Annotated in this window: 19 protein-coding genes; 5 read left to right on the top strand and 14 right to left on the bottom strand. The window is 74.4% G+C overall.

Going from position 1 to position 21458, the window contains the following annotated elements:
• Nucleotides 1-45: 45 nt before the first annotated feature.
• The 7 genes from pheT to infC all read right to left on the bottom strand — a co-directional run bounded on the left by pheT (nt 46) and on the right by infC (nt 7640).
• Entirely contained in the window at nt 46-2556 is a 2511-nt protein-coding gene (gene pheT / locus ACZ3KJ_RS15075) for a phenylalanine--tRNA ligase subunit beta (RefSeq protein ID WP_467527145.1), read from the bottom strand.
• Nucleotides 2556-3677, bottom strand: coding sequence for a phenylalanine--tRNA ligase subunit alpha (gene pheS, locus ACZ3KJ_RS15070; protein WP_467527143.1), 1122 nt, complete (start codon nt 3675-3677; stop codon nt 2556-2558). Before pheS ends, pheT begins: the two co-directional genes overlap by 1 nt.
• 150 nt (nt 3678-3827) lie before the next feature.
• Nucleotides 3828-4970: a sensor histidine kinase gene (locus ACZ3KJ_RS15065; RefSeq protein WP_467527142.1), complete on the bottom strand. Its 1143-nt coding sequence runs from the start codon at nt 4968-4970 to the stop codon at nt 3828-3830.
• A gap of 47 nt (nt 4971-5017) precedes the next feature.
• Nucleotides 5018-5866, bottom strand: a complete 849-nt coding sequence (locus ACZ3KJ_RS15060) for a TrmH family RNA methyltransferase (RefSeq protein ID WP_467527140.1) — start codon at nt 5864-5866, stop codon at nt 5018-5020.
• A 349-nt stretch (nt 5867-6215) separates the two neighbouring features.
• Nucleotides 6216-6599 carry a 50S ribosomal protein L20 gene (rplT, locus tag ACZ3KJ_RS15055; protein WP_355553974.1) on the bottom strand — a complete coding sequence of 128 codons (384 nt, stop codon included), beginning with the start codon at nt 6597-6599 and terminating at the stop codon, nt 6216-6218.
• A 97-nt stretch (nt 6600-6696) separates the two neighbouring features.
• Nucleotides 6697-6891: a 50S ribosomal protein L35 gene (gene rpmI, locus ACZ3KJ_RS15050; RefSeq protein WP_004933563.1), complete on the bottom strand. Its 195-nt coding sequence runs from the start codon at nt 6889-6891 to the stop codon at nt 6697-6699.
• A 110-nt stretch (nt 6892-7001) separates the two neighbouring features.
• The gene (gene infC, locus ACZ3KJ_RS15045; RefSeq protein ID WP_467527435.1) at nt 7002-7640 is read right to left on the bottom strand and encodes a translation initiation factor IF-3; all 639 of its coding nucleotides are present in this window, start codon (nt 7638-7640) and stop codon (nt 7002-7004) included.
• Nucleotides 7641-8046: 406 nt separating this feature from the next.
• Here infC and ACZ3KJ_RS15040 point away from each other — a divergent pair, with 406 nt between their 5' ends.
• Nucleotides 8047-8424: a DUF1844 domain-containing protein gene (locus ACZ3KJ_RS15040; protein ID WP_467527138.1), complete on the top strand. Its 378-nt coding sequence runs from the start codon at nt 8047-8049 to the stop codon at nt 8422-8424.
• On the opposite strand, the gene ACZ3KJ_RS15035 is transcribed toward ACZ3KJ_RS15040, so the two are convergent.
• Nucleotides 8415-9158 (bottom strand): SseB family protein, encoded by a 744-nt coding sequence (locus ACZ3KJ_RS15035; RefSeq protein WP_467527136.1) that lies wholly within the window; start codon nt 9156-9158, stop codon nt 8415-8417. The two genes, ACZ3KJ_RS15040 and ACZ3KJ_RS15035, sit on opposite strands and share 10 nt — an antisense overlap.
• A gap of 150 nt (nt 9159-9308) precedes the next feature.
• On the opposite strand from ACZ3KJ_RS15035, the gene ACZ3KJ_RS15030 reads away from it, so the two are divergent.
• Entirely contained in the window at nt 9309-10271 is a 963-nt protein-coding gene (locus tag ACZ3KJ_RS15030; protein ID WP_467527134.1) for a serine hydrolase, read from the top strand.
• Nucleotides 10272-10360: 89 nt separating this feature from the next.
• On the opposite strand, the gene mycP is transcribed toward ACZ3KJ_RS15030, so the two are convergent.
• Both mycP and ACZ3KJ_RS15020 read right to left on the bottom strand, forming a co-directional pair.
• Nucleotides 10361-11563 carry a type VII secretion-associated serine protease mycosin gene (gene mycP, locus ACZ3KJ_RS15025; RefSeq protein ID WP_467527132.1) on the bottom strand — a complete coding sequence of 401 codons (1203 nt, stop codon included), beginning with the start codon at nt 11561-11563 and terminating at the stop codon, nt 10361-10363.
• Nucleotides 11560-13527: a hypothetical protein gene (locus ACZ3KJ_RS15020; RefSeq protein ID WP_467527130.1), complete on the bottom strand. Its 1968-nt coding sequence runs from the start codon at nt 13525-13527 to the stop codon at nt 11560-11562. The genes mycP and ACZ3KJ_RS15020 overlap by 4 nt, the downstream gene beginning before the upstream one ends.
• Before the next feature lie 283 nt (nt 13528-13810).
• On the opposite strand from ACZ3KJ_RS15020, the gene ACZ3KJ_RS15015 reads away from it, so the two are divergent.
• Nucleotides 13811-15013, top strand: a complete 1203-nt coding sequence (locus ACZ3KJ_RS15015; RefSeq protein WP_467527128.1) for an amino acid deaminase/aldolase — start codon at nt 13811-13813, stop codon at nt 15011-15013.
• Between the two features lie 62 nt (nt 15014-15075).
• Here the strand turns inward: ACZ3KJ_RS15015 and ACZ3KJ_RS15010 are convergent, their stop codons facing one another.
• From ACZ3KJ_RS15010 to ACZ3KJ_RS15000, 3 genes are read right to left on the bottom strand one after another with little or no spacing between them, the layout of a single operon-like run.
• Complete coding sequence (locus ACZ3KJ_RS15010; RefSeq protein WP_467527126.1) at nt 15076-15867, bottom strand: 3-oxoacyl-ACP reductase; 792 nt, start codon at nt 15865-15867, stop codon at nt 15076-15078.
• On the bottom strand, nt 15864-17279 hold the full coding sequence (locus tag ACZ3KJ_RS15005) for an aldehyde dehydrogenase family protein (RefSeq protein ID WP_467527124.1): 1416 nt from the start codon (nt 17277-17279) through the stop codon (nt 15864-15866). The genes ACZ3KJ_RS15010 and ACZ3KJ_RS15005 overlap by 4 nt, the downstream gene beginning before the upstream one ends.
• A gap of 11 nt (nt 17280-17290) precedes the next feature.
• Nucleotides 17291-18661: a glutamine synthetase family protein gene (locus ACZ3KJ_RS15000; protein WP_467527123.1), complete on the bottom strand. Its 1371-nt coding sequence runs from the start codon at nt 18659-18661 to the stop codon at nt 17291-17293.
• A gap of 119 nt (nt 18662-18780) precedes the next feature.
• Between ACZ3KJ_RS15000 and ACZ3KJ_RS14995 the strand changes: the two genes are divergently transcribed.
• Entirely contained in the window at nt 18781-19515 is a 735-nt protein-coding gene (locus ACZ3KJ_RS14995) for a FadR/GntR family transcriptional regulator (RefSeq protein WP_467527121.1), read from the top strand.
• Between the two features lie 96 nt (nt 19516-19611).
• Nucleotides 19612-20334 carry a gamma-glutamyl-gamma-aminobutyrate hydrolase family protein gene (locus tag ACZ3KJ_RS14990; RefSeq protein WP_467527433.1) on the top strand — a complete coding sequence of 241 codons (723 nt, stop codon included), beginning with the start codon at nt 19612-19614 and terminating at the stop codon, nt 20332-20334.
• Nucleotides 20335-20447: 113 nt separating this feature from the next.
• Here ACZ3KJ_RS14990 and ACZ3KJ_RS14985 read toward each other — a convergent pair whose 3' ends face one another.
• Complete coding sequence (locus ACZ3KJ_RS14985) at nt 20448-21404, bottom strand: LysR family transcriptional regulator (RefSeq protein WP_467527120.1); 957 nt, start codon at nt 21402-21404, stop codon at nt 20448-20450.
• Nucleotides 21405-21458: the final 54 nt, after the last annotated feature.

The raw sequence follows: 21458 nt of genomic DNA, 5'->3' as shown, positions 1-21458 counted from the left end.
GCCACGGCGATGCCGCGGCCGGCACACCCAGTCCCCCCACGGCGGCTAGCCGCGCAGCACGGCTCCCGTCCGCTCGCCCGCCAGGGCGACCGCGGCGTCCCGCGCGGCGGACGCCTCGTCGACCGTCAGCGTCCGGTCCGCCGCGCGGAAGCGCAGCGCGTAGGCGAGGGACTTCTTGCCGTCGCCGAGCTGCTCGGCGTTCTCGTACACGTCGAACAGCCGGATCGCCTCCAGCAGCTCGCCCGCGCCCTCGCGCAGCGCGGACTCGACCTCGGCGTGCGGCACGAACGCGTCGACGACGAGGGCGACGTCCTGCGTGGCGACCGGGAACGTGGAGATGCCCGGGGCCTGGGGCGTGCCGTCACCGACCTGCTCCAGGACGTCCAGGTCCAGCTCCATGGCGGACGTCCGCGCCGGCAGGCCCAGGGCCTTCAGCACCCGCGGGTGCAGCTCACCGGCGTGCCCCACGACCCGCTCGGCGCCGTCGGTGACGACGACCAGCTCGGCGCAGCGCCCGGGGTGCCACGGCCCGTACTGGCCGCTGCGGACGGTCAGCTCGGCGCCCGCCTCGCGGGCGACCGCGCGCGCCGCCTCGACGGCGTCGGCCCAGTCGGCCGGGCGGCCCTTGCCCCACCAGCCGGCCTGCTCGCGGGCGCCCGCGAGGACGACGGCGACGTGGCGCGGCTGCTCGGGCAGCGCGGCGTCGAGCGAGGCGAGTTCCTCGTCGGTGGGCCGGCGGTCGACCGGCAGGTGGCCGGCGACGCGCCGCTCCTCGCGCGGCAGGAAGACCAGCCCGGTCTCGAACAGGGCGAGGTCGTGCGAGCCGCGGCCGTCGTTGCGCCGCAGCGCGCCCAGCAGGCCGGGCAGCAGCGTGGTGCGGAGCGCGGGCTCCTCGTCGTTGAGCGGGTTGACCAGCTTGACGACCCGGCGGGCCGGGTCGTCGGCGGCCAGGCCGAGCTGGTCGAAGACCTGCTCGCTGACGAACGGGTAGTTCGGCGCCTCGACGTACCCGGCCCCGGCGAGGGCCCGGCCGACGCGGCGGTGCAGCCGCTGGCGGTGGGTGAGACCGCGGCCCGAGGGGAGCTTCGGCAGCGTGGAGGGCAGGTTCTCGTAGCCCTCCAGCCGGATGACCTCCTCGGCCAGGTCGTTGGCCTCGGCCAGGTCGGGCCGCCACGACGGCACGGTGACGAGCAGCTCGTCCTGCCCGTACACGTCGCAGCCGATCTGCTGGAGCCGCCGTACGACGGTCTCGCGGCCGTAGGTGACACCCGCGACCTTGTCGGGGTGGTCGGCCGGGCAGGTGATGGTGTGCGGCGCGGACGGTGCGACGACCTCGGTGACGCCGGCCTCGGCGGTGCCGCCCGCGAGCAGCACCAGCAGGTCGACCGTGCGCTGCGCGGCGGCCGCCGCGGCCTGCGGGTCGACACCGCGTTCGAAGCGGCGGGAGGCCTCGGAGGACAGCTTGTGCCGGCGGGCCGTACGGGCGATGGCGACCTCGTCGAAGTGCGCGGCCTCGATGACCACGTCGGTGGTGCCCTGCGCCTCGGTGTGGTCGGCGATCTCCGTGTTGGCGCCGCCCATCACGCCGGCGAGGCCGATCGGGCCGCGCTCGTCGGTGATGACCAGGTCCTCGGCGTGCAGGGTGCGCTTGACGCCGTCGAGGGTGACGATCTTCTCGCCCTCCTCGGCGCGGCGCACGCCGATGGTGCCCTGGACCAGGGAGCGGTCGTAGGCGTGCAGGGGCTGGCCCAGCTCCATCATCACGTAGTTGGTGACGTCGACGGCGAGCGAGATCGGGCGCATGCCGACCTTCTGGAGCCGGCGCTTCAGCCAGATCGGGGAGCGCGCCTCGGGGCTCAGTCCGGTGACGGTGCGGGCGGTGAAGCGGTCGCAGCCGGCCGGGTCGGAGACCTGCACGGGGTAGCCGAAGGCGTTCGGGCCGGGCACGTCGAGCAGCGCCGGGTCGCGCAGCGGCAGACCGTAGGCGATGGCGGTCTCGCGGGCGACGCCGCGGATCGACAGGCAGTCGCCGCGGTTGGCGGTGACGGCGATGTCCAGCACCTCGTCGACCAGTTGCAGCAGCTCGATGGCGTCCTTGCCGACCTCGGTCTCCGGGGGCAGCACGATGATGCCGTGGCTGCCGTCGTCGCCCATGCCCAGCTCGTCGCCGGAGCAGATCATGCCGTGGGACGTCTTGCCGTAGGTCTTGCGCGCGGAGATCGAGAAGCCGCCCGGCAGGGTGGCGCCGGGGAGGACCACGACGACCTTGTCGCCGACGGCGAAGTTGCGGGCGCCGCAGACGATCTCCTGCGGCTCGCCGGTGCCGTTGGCCTGACCGACGTCGACGGTGCAGAAGCGGATCGGCTTCTTGAAGCCCTCCAGCTCCTCGATGGTCAGCACCTGGCCGACGACGAGCGGCCCCTTGAGGTCGTGGCCGAGCTGTTCGACCGTCTCGACCTCCAGGCCCGCCGAAATCAGCTTGGCCTGGACGTCACGGCCGGTCTCGGTGGCCGGCAGGTCGACGTACTCCCGCAGCCAGGAAAGCGGGACCCGCATCAGATCTCCATCCCGAACGGCCGGGTGAACCGGATGTCACCCTCGACCATGTCTCGCATGTCTTCGACGTTGTGGCGGAACATCAGCATTCGCTCGATGCCGAACCCGAAGGCGAAGCCGCTGTACTTCTCCGGGTCGACACCGCAGGCGGCCAGCACCTTGGGGTTGACCATGCCGCAGCCGCCGAGTTCGATCCAGCCCTCGGAGGAGCAGGTGCGGCAGGGCCGGTCGGGGTTGCCGACGGACTCGCCGCGGCAGACGTAGCACACCATGTCCATCTCGGCGGACGGCTCGGTGAAGGGGAAGAAGTTCGGCCGCAGCCGGGTCTTCATGCCCTCGCCGAACAGCGCCTGGACCATGTGGTCGAGGGTGCCCTTGAGGTCGGCCATGGTCAGGCCCTCGTCCACGGCGAGCAGCTCGACCTGGTGGAAGACGGGCGTGTGCGTGGCGTCCAGCTCGTCGGTGCGGTACACGCGGCCGGGGCAGATCACGTAGACCGGCAGCTCGCGCTCCATCAGGGAGCGGATCTGCACGGGCGAGGTGTGGGTGCGCAGCACGACGCCGGACTCGGTGCCGCCCTGCGGGCCCTGCACGAAGAACGTGTCCGCCTCACCGCGGGCCGGGTGGTCCGGGCCGATGTTCAGGGCGTCGAAGTTGAACCACTCGCTCTCGACCTGCGGGCCCTCGGCGACCTCGTAGCCCATGGCGACGAAGACGTCCTCGATGCGCTCCGACAGCGTGGTCAGCGGGTGGCGGGCGCCGGCCGGTACCCGGTCGTAGGGCAGCGTGACGTCCACCGCCTCCTCGACCAGCACCCGCGCGTCGCGCTCGTCCTCCAGCTCGGCCTGACGGGCGGCGAGGGCCTTGTTCACCGCGCCGCGGGCCTGGCCGACGAGCTTGCCGGCGGCGGCCTTCGCGTGCGGGGGCAGCGCGCCGATCTCGCGGTTGGCGAGGGCCAGCGGGGAGGTGCCGCCGGTGTGGGCGACCTTGGCCTCCTGGAGCGCGTCGAGGGAACCCGCGGCGGCGAAGGCGGCGAGCGCCTCGTCCCGCATGCGCTCGATCTCTTCCGGTTTCAACGCCTCGACCTCGACAGGGTCGTACGACTTATTGGGTGCCGACATCTCTTCCCGTGCTTCCGATTGGCTGGCTGAAGGTCCCCGTCACCGACTCTGCGACTGGCTGAGGGCCGTCCCTGGGACACAAAGGTGCCAAAGGCCGAGTCTAACGGGGTGGGGGAACGCGAATGCGCCCGCGGGCTGCTCGGGCGGCTCTCAGGTGAGATACGCCGGGGCCCCCACGGGCAACGTAAATCGGAACTCCGCGCCGCCGCCGGGGGCGCGTCCGACCGTGACGGTGCCGCCGTGGGCCTCGACGATGCCTTTGACGATGTACAGCCCGAGGCCCGTCCCGCCGCGCTTGCTGCCCCGCCAGAAGCGGGTGAAGACGCGGTTCATGGACTCCTCCGGAATGCCGGTGCCCTCGTCGCTCACCACGACCGACGTGCCGGCGTCCTCTCCCTCGCGGGGGGACGGGCCGGGCGTGATGTCAATGGTGACGGTTCCCTCGCCGTGCCGCACCGCATTTTCGATGAGGTTGCTGAGGACCTGGTCGACCTTGTCGGGATCGGCCCACAGGGCGGGCAGCGGCTGTTCGATGCGGAGCAGGAAGCGGTCGGCGGGCTGCCCGGCGGCGACGTAGGCCTGGATGTGCCGTCCGACGGCGGCGCCCATGTCGACGGGCTGGCGGCGCACCTCCAGCCGCCCGGAGTCGATCCGCGAGATGTCCAGCAGTTCGGCGATGAGGCGGGTGACGCGGTCGGCGTCGGCGTCGACCGTCTCCAGCATCAGCCGTTTCTGGTCGTCGGTGAAGCGCGACCACTTGGCGAGGAGGGTGGCGGTGAAGCCCTTGACGGAGGTGAGTGGGGAGCGCAGCTCGTGGGCGACGGTGGCGATCAGCTCGGCGTGGCTGCGTTCGGTGCGGCGGCGGGCCTCGGTGTCCCGGAGGCAGACGACGACGCGGCGGACGGGCCCGGTGGGTTCGGCGCGCACGTACCGCGCGGAGACGAGCACCTCGCGCCCGCCGGGCAGCAGCAGGTTCCGCTCGGGCTGCCGCACCCGGATGGCGAGCCCGCCGTACGGGTCGGTCAGCTGCCACCAGCGGCGGCCCTCCAGGTCCTCCAGCGGCAGGGCCTTGTCGAGGCGCTGTCCGAGGGCCTCGGCGGCGGGGACGGCGGTGATGCGCTCGGCGGCCGCGTTGAAGCAGACGACGTGCCCGTGCTCGTCGGCGACGACGAGGCCGTCGGGCAGGTCGTCGGGGTCGACGGCGTACGGTCCGGCGAGGTCACCGGCCGGTCGGGCCACGGGCGGGCGCCGCGTGTTCCCGGCTCCCGGTGCGCTGCTCGTACCGACACTCATCCTCGTACCCCACCTCCCAGACGAGGACCCCCGAGCTGGTCACCCTACTAGCTCTCGGTGACGGAGCGGCACCCTCCGGAGGCGCGCTGTGCACGGGCCGACGCGTAGAGACATACGGCCGCGGCGGTGGCGAGGTTCAGGCTCTCGGCCTTTCCGTGGAGGGGAACGCGGACGACGGCGTCCGCGAGGGCGCGGGTCTCCTCCGGCAGGCCCCAGGCCTCGTTGCCGAACACCCACGCCGTGGGCCCGCCCATGGTGCCCTTGTCGAGCTCGTCGTCGAGGTCGTGCTGCCCGGCCCCGTCCGCGGCGAGGATCCGCACCCCGGCCTCCTTGAGCCCGGCCACGGCCCGCTCGACGGGGACGCCGACGGCGACGGGCAGGTGGAAGAGGGAGCCGACGGAGGCGCGGACGGCCTTGGGGTTGTACAGGTCGACGGAGGCGTCGGTCAGCACGACCGCCTCGGCGCCGGCGGCGTCGGCGCAGCGCAGCACGGTGCCGGCGTTGCCGGGGTCGCGGACGTGGGCGAGGACGGCGACGAGCCGGGGCCGGGCGGCGAGGATGTCGTCGAAGGGCGTGTCGAGGAACCGGCAGACGCCCACCAGGCCCTGCGGGGTGACGGTGGTGGAGATGTCCTCGATGACCTGCTCGGCGGCGAGGTGGATGCGGGCTCCGGCGCCCCGCGCCTCGCCGATGATGTCGGCGTGGCGCTCCGCGGCCTCCAGGGTGGCGAACAGCTCGACGAGCGTGTCCCCGTGCGCGGCGGCCTCCCGTACGGCCTGCGGCCCCTCCGCGAGGAACAGCCGCTCCTTCCCCCGGAAGTTCCGCCGCGCGAGGCGCCGGGCGGCGGAGACGCGGGAGGAGCGGGGGGAGATGAGGTCGGGGGTGGCGGGGGGCATGGGGGTCACCTTCGGTGGGTCGGCGGAACGTGGGGGTGCGGGCGGGCCCCGGTGTGTCCCGCCCACGCCGCCCCTTCCCGTCCCGTCCTCCGGGGCTCCGCCCCGGACCCCGCTCCTCAAACGCCGGAGGGGCTGGGTTTGTCAGCCCGTCTGGGGGTCCCCCCCCCTCTGGGGGAGCTTGAGGACGAGGCCCGTCCAGGGCCGAAGCGGGGGTCCGGGGGGCGGCAGCCCCCGGGCACGGGACGGGAAGGGGCGGCGGGGGCGGGAAGAGGCCGGGCCCGGACGCAGTCGGACCCGCAGGCTTGCTGCCTGCGGGTCCGTCCGGCATCGGCTCAGCGCCGGTGCGGCGTCACGCCGCCTTCGGCGCGTTGACGTCGCTCGGCAGCGCCTTCTGCGCGACCTCGACGAGCGCGGCGAACGCGTTACCGTCGTTCACGGCGAGCTCGGCCAGGATCTTGCGGTCGACCTCGACGTTCGCGGCCTTCAGACCCTGGATGAAGCGGTTGTACGTCATGCCGTTGGCGCGGGCAGCGGCGTTGATGCGCTGGATCCACAGCTGACGGAAGTCGCCCTTGCGCTTCTTGCGGTCGTTGTAGTTGTAGACCAGCGAGTGGGTGACCTGCTCCTTGGCCTTGCGGTACAGGCGCGAACGCTGACCGCGGTAGCCGGAGGCCTGCTCGAGGATCGCCCGGCGCTTCTTGTGGGCGTTGACTGCCCGCTTGACGCGTGCCACTTGATTAACTCCTTGTAGCGGGGCCGTGGTCGGACTCACACGGCCCGGAAACGATTGGGTCCCGGTCAGATGTCAGGCGCGGTGTCCGCGCCGGACGTCACTTGCCGAGAAGCTTCTTGATCTTCGCGGCGTCGCCCGGGGCCATCTCGGCGTTGCCGGTGAGGCGACGCGTCACACGGGACGACTTGTGCTCGAGCAGGTGGCGCTTGCCGGCGCGCTCGCGGAGCACCTTGCCGGAGCCGGTGACCTTGAAGCGCTTGCTGGCACCGCTGTGCGACTTGTTCTTCGGCATGGCGCCGTTCTCTCCTCGTCGGTGGCGCTCCGGTGCCCGGTCGCGAAAACCGGGCACGGTGGAGCGTCGCTCTTGTATCGGTTACGTCCTGGGACTCGCGTCCCGGGGGGTCACGCCTCGGCGGGCGCCTCGGCGGGCGCCTCGGAGTCCGCGGGGTTCTGCGAGCGGCCGGGGTTGGCCTTCGCCTCCGCCTTGCGGGCTTCCTGCGCCTGGCGAGCCTCGGCCATCGCCTCGGTCTTCTTCTTGTGCGGACCGAGGACCATGATCATGTTGCGGCCGTCCTGCTTCGGGTTCGACTCCACGAAGCCGAGGTCCTGGACGTCCTCCGCGAGACGCTGAAGCAGTCGGTAGCCCAGTTCGGGCCGGGACTGCTCGCGACCACGGAACATGATCGTGATCTTGACCTTGTCGCCCTGCTTGAGGAACCGGACGACGTGACCCTTCTTGGTGTCATAGTCGTGCGGGTCGATCTTCGGCCGGAGCTTCATCTCCTTGATGACCGTGTGCGCCTGATTCTTGCGCGCCTCACGGGCCTTCATGGCCGACTCGTACTTGAACTTCCCGTAGTCCATGAGCTTGCAGACCGGCGGGCGGGCGTTCGCCGCGACCTCGACCAGGTCCAGGTCGTACTCCTGCGCAAGCTCCAGTGCCTTCGCGAGCGGCACGATGCCGACCTGCTCGCCACTGGGACCGACAAGTCGCACCTCGGGAACGCGAATCCGGTCGTTGATGCGGGGCTCGGCGCTGATGGATCCTCCTCGGTAGCACCACGCGGCGGTCTGGCGGACGGCCGCGTAACGTCTGTGTTCGTCAGGCTTATAACCACGCCGAAGCACAAAAAATGCCCCGAACGATCACATGCGGGGCTCCAAGCACTACCGGAGCACCGTCGCGAGGATCGCGGGGCGCACTACCGGGCGACTCCATCGTCCGTACGGAACGATGGCGGCCGCCTGACCGGGTGACCCGCCGCCCGCGAGGGTGGTCGGGTGGGAGTTCGGAGCCTCCACTTGCGGGTCGGGCCCGCCTGCTGGGGCGCATGCGTGTCCGACCGGTCGTTACACGAGGTTAGCAGCTCATGGAGGCGGGCGCTAATCCGGTGTCTCCCGCCTCCTGCTGTCAAGGGGGCGCCCGGTGGGCCCTATCGTGTGGGGCATGAGTGAGACCCCTTCCCCGGACACCCCCGAGACGGCAGGCGCCGCCGGCTTCGACGAGATGACCCGCGACATCGCCGAGGTCCCCGCGGTCGAGGTGATCGTGACGGTCGCCGTCAACCTGATGAGCGCCGCGGCCGTGAAGCTCGGTCTGACCGAGGAGGGCGACAAGTACAAGGACCTGGACGAGGCCCGCAAGCTGGTCACCGCCCTCGCCGGACTGCTGGACGCGAGCGCGACCGAGATCAGCTCCTTCCACGCGGCGCCGCTGCGGGACGGCCTGAAGTCGCTCCAGCTGGCGTTCCGCGAGGCGTCGATCGTCCCGGACGAGCCGGGCCAGGGGCCGGGCGAGAAGTACACCGGGCCGGTCTACGGCTGAGCCGGCTTCCTCACGTACAGGGGCTCGCCCGGAGGCGTCGTCCCGGCCGGCAGCAGTGCCAGGTCGAGACCGCGCACCAGGCGGGCCCTCAGTGTCTCGTCGGCGGCCAGGCGGCGGGCGACGGCCCGCGCGGCCTCGGCGGGGGCGGCGGCCGGGTCCAGGACGAGGGCGAGGATGCCGTCGGAGCGGCCCGGACCGAGGTGGGCGCGGAGGACGGCGGGCTCGGCGGCGACGGCGGCCCGGACCGCCTCCACCACCGCGGGGTCGTCGAGCGGGTCGGTCGTGGCGCGTCCCTCGGCGAGGGCGAGCAGCGCCGGTCCCGTCAGCTCGAACGCCACCGGTCCGGCCATGTCCAGCACCACGGTGTCCGCCTTCTCGTGCGCGGCGGCCTGGAGCGCCTGGTGCAGGGGTACGGCGACGGGGCGGGCCCCGGGGTCCCAGCGGGCGAGGGAGTCGGTGGAGGTGAAGGCGGGCAGGGCGGTGCGCCGGCCGGCCTTCAGGGTCGGGACCGCCATGTCGCTGGTCTTCTCGCGGCGCAGCCCGTTCTCGTCCTCCTCGACCTCCCCGAGCACGGCCACCACCGGCACCAGCAGCCGGGCGCCCCTGAGCGCCTCCAGCACCGGTCCCACGGCGGTGCGGTCCTCGGCCCAGGCGGCGAGCGCGGCGCTCAGCCGGGGGTCGGCGGAGCCGTCGTCGTCGGAGAAGCCGGAGTCGGGAATGTTCTTGTTCGCCACGGTCACCGACCCTATCGGGGGGATGCTGCTGGTCTTGTGCGGGGCCGGAAACACGGCGGTGACACCTCTCATGGGTTTCTCAGATTTCCCTGACGCACATCTAACGTCCGTCTAACGGAAGGCACAGGCGGCGCCCCCAGCATCGCGGGCATGGAGTCCTCCAGAGCACGTCGCAGCCGTCGCGCTCGGCCGCCCCGGCGCCGTCCCCTCCTCTACTCCGCGCTGGCCTGTGTGGCCGTCCTCGGCGCCACGGCGGGCGGGACCGTGTACGTGAGGGCGCATCCGCTCTCCGGTTCCGGCGCCGTATCGTCGTCGGGGACGCCGTCGGCCGCGGCGTCGGTTCCGGCGAGTGGGGAGGCGTCCGTGGAGTCCGTGGCCGAGTCCGTGCCCGAGGTGGACCGGGACGCGCTGCTGGCGGAGGCGGTGGGGGCGGTGACCGTGCCGGGGGGCGCGGCGCTGTCCGTGGCCGTGCTCGACGTGGACTCCGGGGACAGCGCCACGTACGGCACGGAGCCCTTCGACACGGCGAGCATCGTCAAGGTGGACATCCTGGCGGCGCTGCTGCTCCAGGCGCAGGACGACGGCCGGGTGCTCACCGCGCAGGAGAAGGCGTACGCCACCGCGATGATCGAGAACAGCGACAACGAGTCGGCGTCGGCGCTGTGGGACGCGATCGGGCAGTCCGCGGGGCTGGACGCGGCGAACGAGCGGTTCGGGCTGACGGCGACGGAGGGCGGCGACGGCGCGTTGTGGGGGCTGACCCAGACGACGGCCGCCGACCAGCTGGTCCTGCTCCAGCAGGTGTTCGGGGAGGACTCAAGGCTGAGCGAGGCGTCGCGGGCGTACCTCCAGGAGCTGATGGGCGCGATCGCCGCCGATCAGGACTGGGGCGTCTCGGCCGCCGCCGACGCCTCCGCCTGGGCCTTGAAGAACGGGTGGCTGGCGCGGAGCACGACCGGTCTGTGGGACGTCAACAGCATCGGCCGGGTGACCGCCGGCGGGCGGGACTTCCTGGTGGCCGTGCTGTCGAACGGCAACGCGACCCAGGCGGTGGGCGTCACGCTGGTCGAGGCGGCGGCGAAGGCGGCGGTGTCGGCGTTCACGGACGCCTGACGGCCGGCCGGCCGCGCTCGCGGGTGGGGCACACGGCCGGCGGGCGGTGTCTCACGGGGCGATGCCGTACGGCTCCCGCTCGTGGCGTCTCACAGGGCGATGTCGTACGGCTCCCGCTCGCGGCGGCCCCGCCACAGCACCACCGCGGCCACCAGCAGCACTCCCCCGGTACCGCCGGCGAGCGGGCCGGCCCAGCTCGGCTCGTCCTCGCCCGCCTCGGTGTCGGGACCGGGGCCGAAGTACTCCTCCCCGTACGAGGCCGAGCGCAGCCCCTCCGGGGCGAGGGTGGCGGCGGCCTCGATGGCGGCGGCGGGGTCGATGAACCCGAAGCCTCGGGAGTCGTCGCGGCCGCCGGTGGGGGCGTTGCGGGCGGTGTCCTCCAGGAGCTTCTTGATCTGCGCCGGGGTCAGGCCCGGGTGGGCGGCCTTGACCAGGGCGACGGCGCCGGAGACGAAGGCCGCCGCGGCGGAGGTGCCCCAGCCCTCGTAGTACTTGTGGTCCGGGTCGGCGATGACGACGTCGACGCCGGGGGCGCTGACCGTGGCGTACCAGCGGCGGGTGGAGAAGGAGGCGCGGGTGCCGTAGCGGTCGACGGCGGTCGCGGCGATCACGCCCGGGTAGGCGGCCGGGTAGGAGATGTGGTCGCCCTTCTCGCCGCCGTTGCCGGCCGAGGCGACGACGACGGCGCCCTTGCTCAGGGCGTACTGGACGGCCTCGTCCTCGGCGGGCTCGGGGTGGGCGGAGGCGGAGTCGTCGCCGAGGGAGAGGTTGATGACGTCGGCGCCCTGGTCGGCGGCCCAGCGGATGCCCTCGGCGAGGGCGTTGCCGCGGGTGGTGCGGGCCTTGGTGCGGGCCGGGTCGCCGTCCTCCAGGATGACGCGGACGGGCAGGATCGTGGCCTCCGGGGCGATGCCCATGACGCCGTCGGCGCCGCCGGTGCCGTGTCCGTGGCCGGCGATGATGCCGGCCATCGCGGTGCCGTGGCGGGCCCAGGCGCGGTCGCCGTCCTGTGCGCCGAAGCCGACGAGGTCCTTGCCGGGCAGGACGTTGCCGTCGAGGTCGGGGTGGTCGGCCTCGACCCCGGTGTCGAGGACGGCGACGGTGACGCCCGCGCCCTTGGTGGTCTGCCAGACCTCGTCGGTGTGCAGGGCCTCCAGCGCCCACTGCTGGGCGCGGATGCCGTCGGCGTGCGCGGGGGCGGCGGGCAGCAGGGCGAGGGAGGCGGCGAGGAGGCAGCACAGCAGGCCGGCCCGGTGCGTCCTCGTCGTCCGGCTCGTACGGCTGCTGCTCATGAGGGCTGCTCCGAGGGGGAGACGGCGGTCCTGCGCAGGGCGCGCTCGATGCGGTCGGCGAGGCCCTTCGCCTCGTGCCCCAGGCCGCCCTGGGCGGGGGCCGTGGTGGCGCCGGACGCGGTGGCCTGTGCGGCGGGCTGCGGCGTGGCGACCGTGCGGCCGTCGGCCCAGCCGGAGACGGCGTAGACGACGACGGGCGCGTCGGTGAGGACGGAGATCGTCCACGAGGCGCGCTGCTGGTCGCCGAAGGCGGCGGCAACGGTGTCCTCGGCGGCGTACGGGCGGGGGATCAGGTCGGTGCGGGCGGCGAGGGCCTCCTTCTCGAACCGGGCGTCGAGCGCGCGCATGCCGGCCGCGTCGGCCTTGGTGAACAGCAGGCCGACGGTGGTGACGTAGCTCTGGGTGGCGTCGGTGTAGGTGGCGCGCAGCAGGCGGGTGCAGCCGACCGGGGCGAGCGTCTTGAGCAGCAGCGGGTCGAAGGCGTCGGCGCAGCCGCCGTCCGGGGCGACGGCGATCCGCGTCCAGGTGCGGTCGGCGCCGCCGGGGCCCGCGCCCTGTCCGTCGACGGTGGGCGGGAACAGCTGGTCGACGGGGACGTTGTGCCACAGGCCGCCGGCCGTGGCGTAGGCCCCCCGCTCGCCCGCGTCCGCGGTGTCGCCGACGAGCCAGCTGCCGGTGACGGCTCCGCCGATGAGTCCGAGCCCGAGGACGACACAGACGGCGGCCGCGACGGTCCGGCTCCGCCGGGGGGGCGGCAGGTCCCGGTACCCCTCGGGCCGAGCGAACCTGACGACGGGCCGGGTGGCGCGGGGCGCGGCGCCCGGTGTCGCCGGGGCGCTCCAGGAGAGCGCCGGGTCGGGTCCGACCGGGCCGGCGGACCGGGCCGCCGTCTCCGGCGCCCCGGCGGGCCTCGGAACCCGCACGGCCCCGGACCCGTCCGGGCCGTCGGCCTCGGGGGGCCGCACGGGCGCCGTCGGGGTCCAGGCCGGCCGGGAGTCGTCCTCGGAGGACTCCCCCCGCACGGGCGCGGTCGTCGACGCCCACGGGGCCTGTACGTCCCGCTCGGGGACACCCCGCACGGGCGCGGCGGACGACGCCCGCGAGGTCTGTACGTCCCGCTCGGGGACACCCCGCACGGGCGCGGCGGACGACGCCCACGGGGACCGTGGGTCCTGCTCGGGGAGGCCGCTGCGCGCGGGCGCGGCGGACGACGCCCGCGAGGACGGCACATCCCGGTCGGGGACGCCCCCTCGCACAGACGCGGCGGACGACGCCCGCTGGGACTGCGCGGCCTGCTCGGCGGAGCCGCTGCGCGCGGGCGCGGCGGACGACGCCCGCGAGGACGGCACGTCCCGCTCGGGGACTCCTCCACGTACAGGCGCGGCGGACGACGCCCGCGAGGACTGCGCGGCCTCCGCCGAGGGCGACTGCCGCGCCGGTGTCGTGGGGGTCCACGCGGGTCCCGCCGCCTGGCCGGCCCGGTGTCCGGGTACGGCCGTGGACAGGGCCTCCCGGGGAGGCTCGGCGGGGCTGGGCGCCCAGGTCCGGGGCAGCGGGGTCCACGCGGTGCCGGAGCCGGGGGGCCGGGGGGTGTCCGTGGCGTCCGGGCCGGCGGGGCGGGTGCCGTTCGGGCGCGCGTCGGGAGCGCCGGTGTCGTCGGAGGGACGGGCGGGCCCGGCCCCCGCGGTGTCCCGACCGGTGTCGCCGGCGCCCCGGGCCGCGGTCGGCCGCTCCGGGCCGCCCCCGTGCGGGGGCGCGGGCGACTCGGCGCGGGCGGGTGCCTCCGGCGTCTCCTCGTCCTCGGGCGCCCCCGCCCTCGGCGGCCGGGCCGGGCGCGGCGGGGTCGTGGGGTGCGGCGGCGTCGTGGGGGCGGCGGGTGTGCCCGGGGCCTGGGGGGTGCCGGCGGCGGGGGGTGGGGCGGACGGGCGCGGGGGGACCGGGGCGCGGCGTGCGTCCGTGCTCATGCGCCCCCCGTTTCCTCGTGCCCGGGCCGTCGTTCTCCTGCGCGGGCGCTCGCTGCTCGTGCCCAGGGCGGCCCGGCGCGGACCTACGGGTCCGTCAGGGCACGCATACCCGCACGGGCGGACCGGCATCCCGGCGCGGCTGCCGGGCCGGAGCCGCTCGTCCGTGCGTGCGCGTCACTCTACGGCTTGTCGCCGCGCGAACGGGAACCAGTCCCGGGACCCCGGGGCATCCGCCCGGATCATCCCCCTACCCCGCGGTAATCCGGTCTGGCAGGCTGCGTCCATGACTGCGCGCGCCACCGACCGGGCCCGTTACGACCGGGCCACCGCCCACCTGGACGCACCGCTCGCCCTCGTGGACGTCGACGCCTTCGACGCCAACGCGGACGATCTCGTCCGCCGGGCGGGAGGCAAGCCGGTCCGCGTGGCGAGCAAGTCCGTCCGCTGCCGCGCCCTGCTGGAACGCGTCCTGGCGAAGGACGGCTTCGCGGGCGTCATGTCCTTCACCCTGGCCGAATCGCTGTGGCTGGCGCGCTCCGGATGCGACGACGTCCTGCTCGCGTATCCGTCGGCGGACCGGTCCGGCTTCGCGGAACTCGCCGGCGACGCCAAGCTCGCCGAGGCGGTGACCGTCATGGTCGACGACGTCGCCCAGCTCGACCTGATCGACTCCGCGCGGGCCGGCGGACGCGAAGTGGTGCGGGTCTGCCTGGAGTTGGACACCTCGCTGAGGATGCTGGGCGGGCGGGTGCGGGTCGGCGCGCGGCGCTCGCCGCTGCACTCCCCCGCCCAGGTCGCCGACCTGGCCCGGTCGGTGGCCCGGCGGCCGGGGTTCCGGCTGGTGGGGATCATGGCGTACGAGGGGCACATCGCCGGGGTCGGCGACGCGGTCGCCGGACGGCCGCTGCGGTCGCGGGCGGTGCGGCTGATGCAGGCCGCCGCGCGCCGGGAGCTCGCCGAGCGCCGTGCGGCCGTGGTGCGGGCGGTGCGGGCGGTGGCGCCGGACCTGGAGTTCGTCAACGGCGGCGGCACCGGCAGCGTGCAGCACACGGCCGCCGAGGAGGCGGTGACCGAGATCGCGGCGGGCTCGGGCCTGTACGTGCCGCGGCTGTTCGACCACTACACCTCGTTCAGCGGCCGCCCGGCCGCCCTCTTCGCGCAGCCCGTGGTGCGCCGGCCGGGGGTGGGGGTGGTCACCGTCCTCGGCGGCGGGTACCCGGCCTCCGGCCCGGCCGGACCGGACCGGCTGCCGGTGCCGTACCTGCCGGAGGGGCTCCGCTACGACCCCCAGGAGGGTCCCGGCGAGGTGCAGACGCCGCTGCTCGGCTCCCCCGCCGACGATCTGCTGATCGGCGACAAGGTGTGGTTCCGGCACGCGAAGGCCGGTGAGCTGTGCGAGCGGTTCGACGTGCTGCACCTGGTCGAGGGGGACGTGGTGACGGCGACGGTGCCCACCTACCGGGGCGAGGGCCGTACCTTCCTGTAGGCCGGCCGCGGCCCGGCACCCGGCGGGCGGGACGCGGGCCCGGCACCCGGGGGCCGGGGCGCCTACAGGGGGGTGACGTAGGCGCCGGAGATCCCTCCGTCCACGAGGAAGTCGGTGGCGTTGACGAAGGAGGAGTCGTCGCTGGCGAGGAAGGCGACGGCGGCGGCGATCTCCTCGGCCTCGGCGAACCGGCCCAGCGGGATGTGGACGAGGCGGCGGGCGGCCCGCTCGGGGTCCTTGGCGAACAGCTCTCGCAGCAGCGGGGTGTCGACCGGTCCGGGGCAGAGGGCGTTGACGCGGATGCCCTCCCGGGCGAACTGCACGCCGAGTTCGCGGGACAGGGCGAGGACGCCGCCCTTGGACGCCGTGTACGAGATCTGCGAGGTGGCCGCGCCCATCCGGGCCACGAAGGACGCCGTGTTGATGATGGAGCCCCGGCCCTGGCGCCGCATGTAGGGCAGGGCGGCCTTGCAGCACAGGTAGACGGAGGTGAGGTTGACCTCCTGGACGCGCTTCCAGGCCTCCAGGCCGGTCTCCAGGATGGAGTCGTCGTCGGGCGGGGAGATGCCGGCGTTGTTGAAGGCGACGTCCACGCTGCCGTAGGTGTCGTACGCCGTCCGGAAGAGGGTCTCGACCTGGTCGGGGTCGGTGACGTCGGCCTTCACGAAGGTGCCGCCCACCTCGTCGGCGGCCGCCTTGCCGCGGGTCTCGTCGATGTCTCCGCAGACGACGTGGGCGCCCTCGGAGGCGAGGCGGCGCGTGGTGGCGAGGCCGATGCCGCTGCCGGCCCCGGTGATGACGGCGGTACGGCCGACCAGTCGGCGGCAGACGGTCTGTGCGGTCTCAGGGGTCACTGTGCGGGGCCCTCCGTACTGAGGTAGACGTTCTTGGTCTCGGTGAAGGCGGTCAGGGCGTCCGGGCCCAGCTCACGGCCGACGCCGGACTGCTTGAAGCCGCCGAACGGGGTCCAGTAGCGCACGCTGGAGTGGGAGTTGACGGACAGGTTCCCGGCGCGCACGGCCTGCGCGACGCGCAGGGCGCGGCCGACGTCCCGGGTCCACAGGGAGCCGGAGAGGCCGTAGGGGGTGTCGTTGGCGAGGCGGATCGCGTCCTGCTCGTCGGTGAACGGCAGCAGGACGGCGACGGGTCCGAAGATCTCCTCGCGGGCGGCGGCGGAGTCGGGCCGCTCCCCGGTGAGCACGGTCGGCGGGAACCAGAAGCCGGGGCCGTCGGGGGCGCTGCCGCGCAGCGCGGGGGCGTCGTCCGGCACGAACGACCGGACGCGGTCGACCTGCTGACGGGAGATCAGCGGTCCCATCCGGGTGTCCTCGTCCGCCGGGTCGCCGACCACCACGGCGGACAGTTCGCGGGCGAGAAGGTCGGCGACCTCGTCGTACACCGTCTCCTGGACGAGGATGCGGGTGCGGGCGCAGCAGTCCTGGCCGGCGTTGTCGAGGAAGGAGAAGGGGTCGACGGCGGCCTTGAGGTCGGCGTCGGCGAAGACGACGTTGGGGCTCTTGCCGCCGAGTTCGAGGGTGACGGGCTTGACGTGCCGGGCGCAGCGCTCCATGATCTCGCGGCCGGTGCGGGTGGACCCGGTGAAGACGATCTTCGCGACGTCCGGGTGGTCGACCAGGGCGCGGCCGGTGATGCGGCCGTGTCCGGGCAGCACCTGGAAGAGGTGCTCGGGCAGCCCCGCCTCCAGGGCCAGTTCGGCCAGGCGCAGGGCGGTGAGCGGGGTGGTCTCGGCGGGCTTGAGGAGGACGGCGTTGCCCGCGGCGAGGGCGGGGAAGGAGCCCCAGGCGGCGATGGGCATCGGGAAGTTCCAGGGGGCGATCACCCCGACCGTGCCGAGGGGTTCGTGGAAGGTGACGTTCCAGCCGCCGGGGACGGGGATCTGCCGGCCGAGGAGGCGTTCGATCCCGCCCGCCGAGTAGAGCAGCAGGTCACGGGCGTTTCCGGCCTCCCAGCGGGCGTTGCCGAGGAGGTGGCCGGCCTCGCGTACCTCCAGCAGCGCCAGTTCGTCGACGTGCGCGTCGACGACGTCGGCGAAGCGGCGCAGCAGCCGGGCGCGGTCGGCGGGGGCGGCGGCGGCCCACAGCGCCTGGGCGGCGCCGGCGCGGGCGACCGCGCGGTCCACGTCGGCGGCGTCGGCGGCGGGGACGGTGGCGATGACCTCCTCGGTGGCGGGGTTGAGGACCGTCAGCTGGTGCGGGTCCGCCGCGAGGGGGGCGCCGTCGCTGTCGCTGTCGTGCGGATCGGGCACGGGGTGACCTTTCACAGGCGTTCGAAGGAGCGGCGCAGCTCCCAGTCGGTGACCGCGGCGTCGAAGGCCTCCAGTTCGACGCGGGCCATGGTGCGGTAGTGGGCGACGACCTCGTCGCCGAAGGCGGCCCGCGCGATCGGGCTGTTCTCCCACAGCTCGGCGGCCTCGCGCAGGGTGGTGGGGACGTGGGCGTGGCCGGCGGTGTAGGCGTTGCCGGGGCAGGGGTCGGGCAGTTCCAGCTTCCGCTCGACGCCGTGCAGTCCGGCGGCCACCAGGCCGGCCACCGCGAGGTGCGGGTTGACGTCGCCGCCGGGCAGCCGGTTCTCGAAGCGGAGGGAGCGGCCGCGGCCGACGACGCGCAGGGCGCAGGTGCGGTTGTCGTGGCCCCAGGCGACGGCGGTCGGCGCGAAGGAGCCCGGCTGGAACCGCTTGTAGGAGTTGATGTTGGGGGCGTAGAGGAGGGAGAAGTCGCGCAGGGCTGCCAGTTGTCCGGCGAGGAAGTGGCGCATGGTGTCGGACATGCCGTGCGGGTCCTCGGCGGAGCCGGCCATGACGTTGGTGCCGTCGGCGTCCGCGAGGGAGAGGTGGATGTGGCAGGAGTTGCCCTCGCGCTCGTTGTACTTGGCCATGAAGGTCAGCGAGACGCCCTCCTGGGCGGCGATCTCCTTGGCCCCGGTCTTGTAGACGGCGTGCTGGTCGCAGGTGACCAGGGCCTCGTCGTAGCGGAAGGCGATCTCGTGCTGGCCGGGGTTGCACTCGCCCTTGGCGGACTCGACGGTGAGGCCGGCGCCGGCCATGTCGTTGCGCAGGCGGCGCAGGAGGGGCTCGACGCGGCCGGTGCCGAGGATGGAGTAGTCGACGTTGTACCGGTTGGCCGGGGTGAGCCCCCGGTAGCCGGAGTCCCACGCCTGCTCGTAGGTGTCGTTGAAGACGATGAACTCCAGCTCGGTGCCGACCTGGGCGGTGAGGCCCAGCCCGGCGAGGCGGTCGAGCTGGCGGCGCAGGATCTGGCGGGGGGCGGCGGCGACCGGGGAGCCGTCGTGCCAGGCGAGGTCGGCCATCAGCATCGCCGTGCCGGCGTTCCAGGGCACGCGGCGCAGGGTGGCGGGGTCGGGGTGGAGGGCGAAGTCGCCGTAGCCGTTGTCCCACGAGGACATCGCGTACCCGTCGACGGTGTTCATCTCGGTGTCGACGGCGAGGAGGTAGGCGCAGCCCTCGGTGCCGTGGTGGAGGACCTCGTCGAGGAAGAAGCGGGCGGCGAACCGCTTGCCCTGGAGACGCCCTTGCATGTCGGGGAAGGCCAGGACGACAGTGTCGATCTCACCGCCCGCGACGAGGGCGTGCAGTTCCTCGACGGCGAGCGGGGGTGTGCGGTCTGCCACGGGAGGGCCTCCTCAGGCTTCCTCTGCGCTGCGGTGTGCGGGGATCTGGCGGGTTCGCGGGGCGGCCGGGAGCCTAAGGTATGGGTGAGAACCATTGCTTGGGAAGGGGGCACGGCCAGATGCCGGTGGACGCTGACGGCGGCGCGGGCGACCGGCTGGCGCCGGTGCTGCGGCCGGTGCGGGCGGGGAACGGCTTCGAGGAGGCGCTGGAGCAGATCCTCCAGGTCGTCCGGCTGGGCCTGGTGCCGGGCGGGGAGCGGCTGCCGGCCGAGCGGGACCTGGCGGAGCGGCTCGGGATCAGCCGCGTGACGCTGCGCGAGGTGCTCAAGGTGCTCCAGGAGCAGGGGCTGGTGGAGTCCCGTCGCGGCCGGTACGGCGGAACGTTCGTGCTGGCGCGCGCGGACGCGGCCGGGCAGGACGAGCTGCGGCGGCGGGTCGCCGCGACCGACATCGAGGACGTGCTGCGCTTCCGGGAGGTGCTCGAGGTGGGGGCCGCCGGGCTGTGCGCGGAGCACGGCCTCACCGAGGAGCAGCGGGGCCGGCTGCGCGGGGCGCTGGCCCGCACCCGGGACGCGCCGCTCGCCGACTACCGCCGCCGGGACACCCTGCTCCACCTCACCCTGGCCGAGCTGTGCGGCTCACCGTCGCTGACCGCGCGGTACGCGGCGGTCCGGGCGACGGTGAACGACCTGCTGGACTGCATCCCGCTGCTCGTGCGCAACCTGGAGCACTCCCAGCGCCAGCACGCGGCCATGGTGGAGGCCGTGCTGGACGGCGACGCGGCCGGGGCGCGGGAGGTCATGCGGGAGCACTGCGCCGGAACGGCCGCCTTGCTCAGGGGCTTCCTGGCGTGACGCCCGGCCGCACCGGGCATGCTCCAATGGTTCGATCCGCGTCCATTCGATCCGTGGTGATCCGAGCGACGGGTGGGAGAGCGAGTCATGGCGAGGGTGACGGGCAGGCCGCTGATCGGCGTCAGCACGTATCTGGAGGCCGGGGCGCGCTGGGGCGTCTGGGAGCTGGACGCGGCGCTGCTGCCGGCCGGGTACCCGCGGCTCGTGCAGCGGGCGGGCGGGCTGGCCGCGATGCTCCCGCCGGACGAGCCCGCGCACGCGGCGGCGACCGTGGCGCGGCTGGACGGTCTGGTGATCGCGGGCGGCCCGGACGTGGAGCCGCTCCGCTACGGCGCCGAACGCGACCCCCGTACCGGCCCGCCGGCGCGGGAGCGGGACGTCTGGGAGCTCGCCCTGATCGGCGCGGCCCTGGCCGCGGGCGTCCCCCTGCTGGGCATCTGCCGGGGCATGCAGCTGCTGAACGTCGCCGTCGGCGGCACGCTGGCGCAGCACCTGGAGGGGCACACGGAGTCCGTCGGCGTCTTCGGCCGGCACCCGGTGAAGCCGGTACCGGGCACTCTGTACGCCGCTCTCGTCCCGGAGGAGACCTCCGTGCCGACCTACCACCACCAGGCGGTGGACCGCCTCGGCACGGGCCTGGTCCCGGCGGCGCACGCGGCGGACGGCACGGTGGAGGCCGTGGAACTGACACCCGACGCCGGCGGGTGGGCGCTGGGGGTGCAGTGGCACCCGGAGATGGACGAGGACGTACGGGTGATGCGGGGGCTGGTGGCGGCGGCGGGCGGGGGTGCCGTCACCAGTAGCCCGTCCGGCGTTTGAGGACGAGGCCCGTCCAGGGCCGAAGCGGGGGTCCGGGGGCGCAGCCCCCGGGGACGGGACGGGAAGGGGCGGCGGGGGCGAGAACACCCGGCCCCCGGACCCCGGCCCACCCCTCACCCCCGCGTCAACGACAGCAACTCCCGCGCAGGCCCCGTGGGCCGATGCCCCGTCGGCCACACCGCGCGCAGATCACGCGCCAGCAGCACCCCCTCCACCGGCACCCTGACCAGCCGCCGCATCGCCAGCTCCTCCCCCACCGCCAGCTCACTCAGCACCGCCGGCCCCGCCCCGCTGACCGCCGCCGCCTTGACCGCCGTCGTCGAGGACAGCTCGATCAGCGGCCGGGCCAGACCGCCCAGGGCCGCGTCCAGCACCTGCCGGGTGCCCGACCCCTTCTCCCGCAGGATCAGCGGGGTCGACGCCAGCTCCCGCGCGGCCAGCGGGCGCCGCCGCCGGACCCACGGATGGGCGGGCGCGGCGACGACGATCAGGCGGTCGTGGGCGATGACCGCCGAGTCGAGCCCGGACGGCACCGTCAGCCCCTCCACGAAGCCCAGGTCCGCCTCCCCGGCCAGCAGCCGCTCGGCCACCGCCGTGGAGTTGCCCGCGAGCAGCGACACCGCGGTGTCCGGCCGCTCCGCGCGCAGGGCGAGCAGCCACCCGGGGAGCAGGTACTCGGCGATGGTCATGCTGGCCGCGACCCGCAGCCGCGAGTCGCGCCGGTCCCGCAGCGCCTGCGCGCCCGCGTCGAAGGCCTGCGCGGCCTCGACGACCCGGCGCGCCCAGTCCGTGACCAGCGCCCCCGCGTCGGTGAGCCGGGACCCCCGCGGCGAACGGTCCACCAGGGCCACCCCGAGCTGCCGTTCCATGGAGCGGATCCGGCTGCTGGCGGCCGGCTGGGTGATGCCCAGCTCCCGCGCGGCCGCGCCCAGGCTGCCCAGCCGGGCCACCGCCAGCAGCAGTTCCAGCGCCCCGAGGTCCGGAACCCGGTGCGCGATCGAGCCCGCCGGTCCCGGCGGACGCGCCCCCTCCTCCGTGAATGTCCCTGTCTCCGTCTGCCCACTGGCCATAAGCCCAGTTTATGCCCCCATAGACACATCCTCCCTGGTCGCGGGCGCTTGCGG

This window comes from Streptomyces sp. NPDC003248 (genome assembly GCF_055563235.1).
The sequence above is the reverse complement of the archived record's forward strand: the minus strand, read 5'-3'. Positions and strand labels throughout refer to the sequence as shown.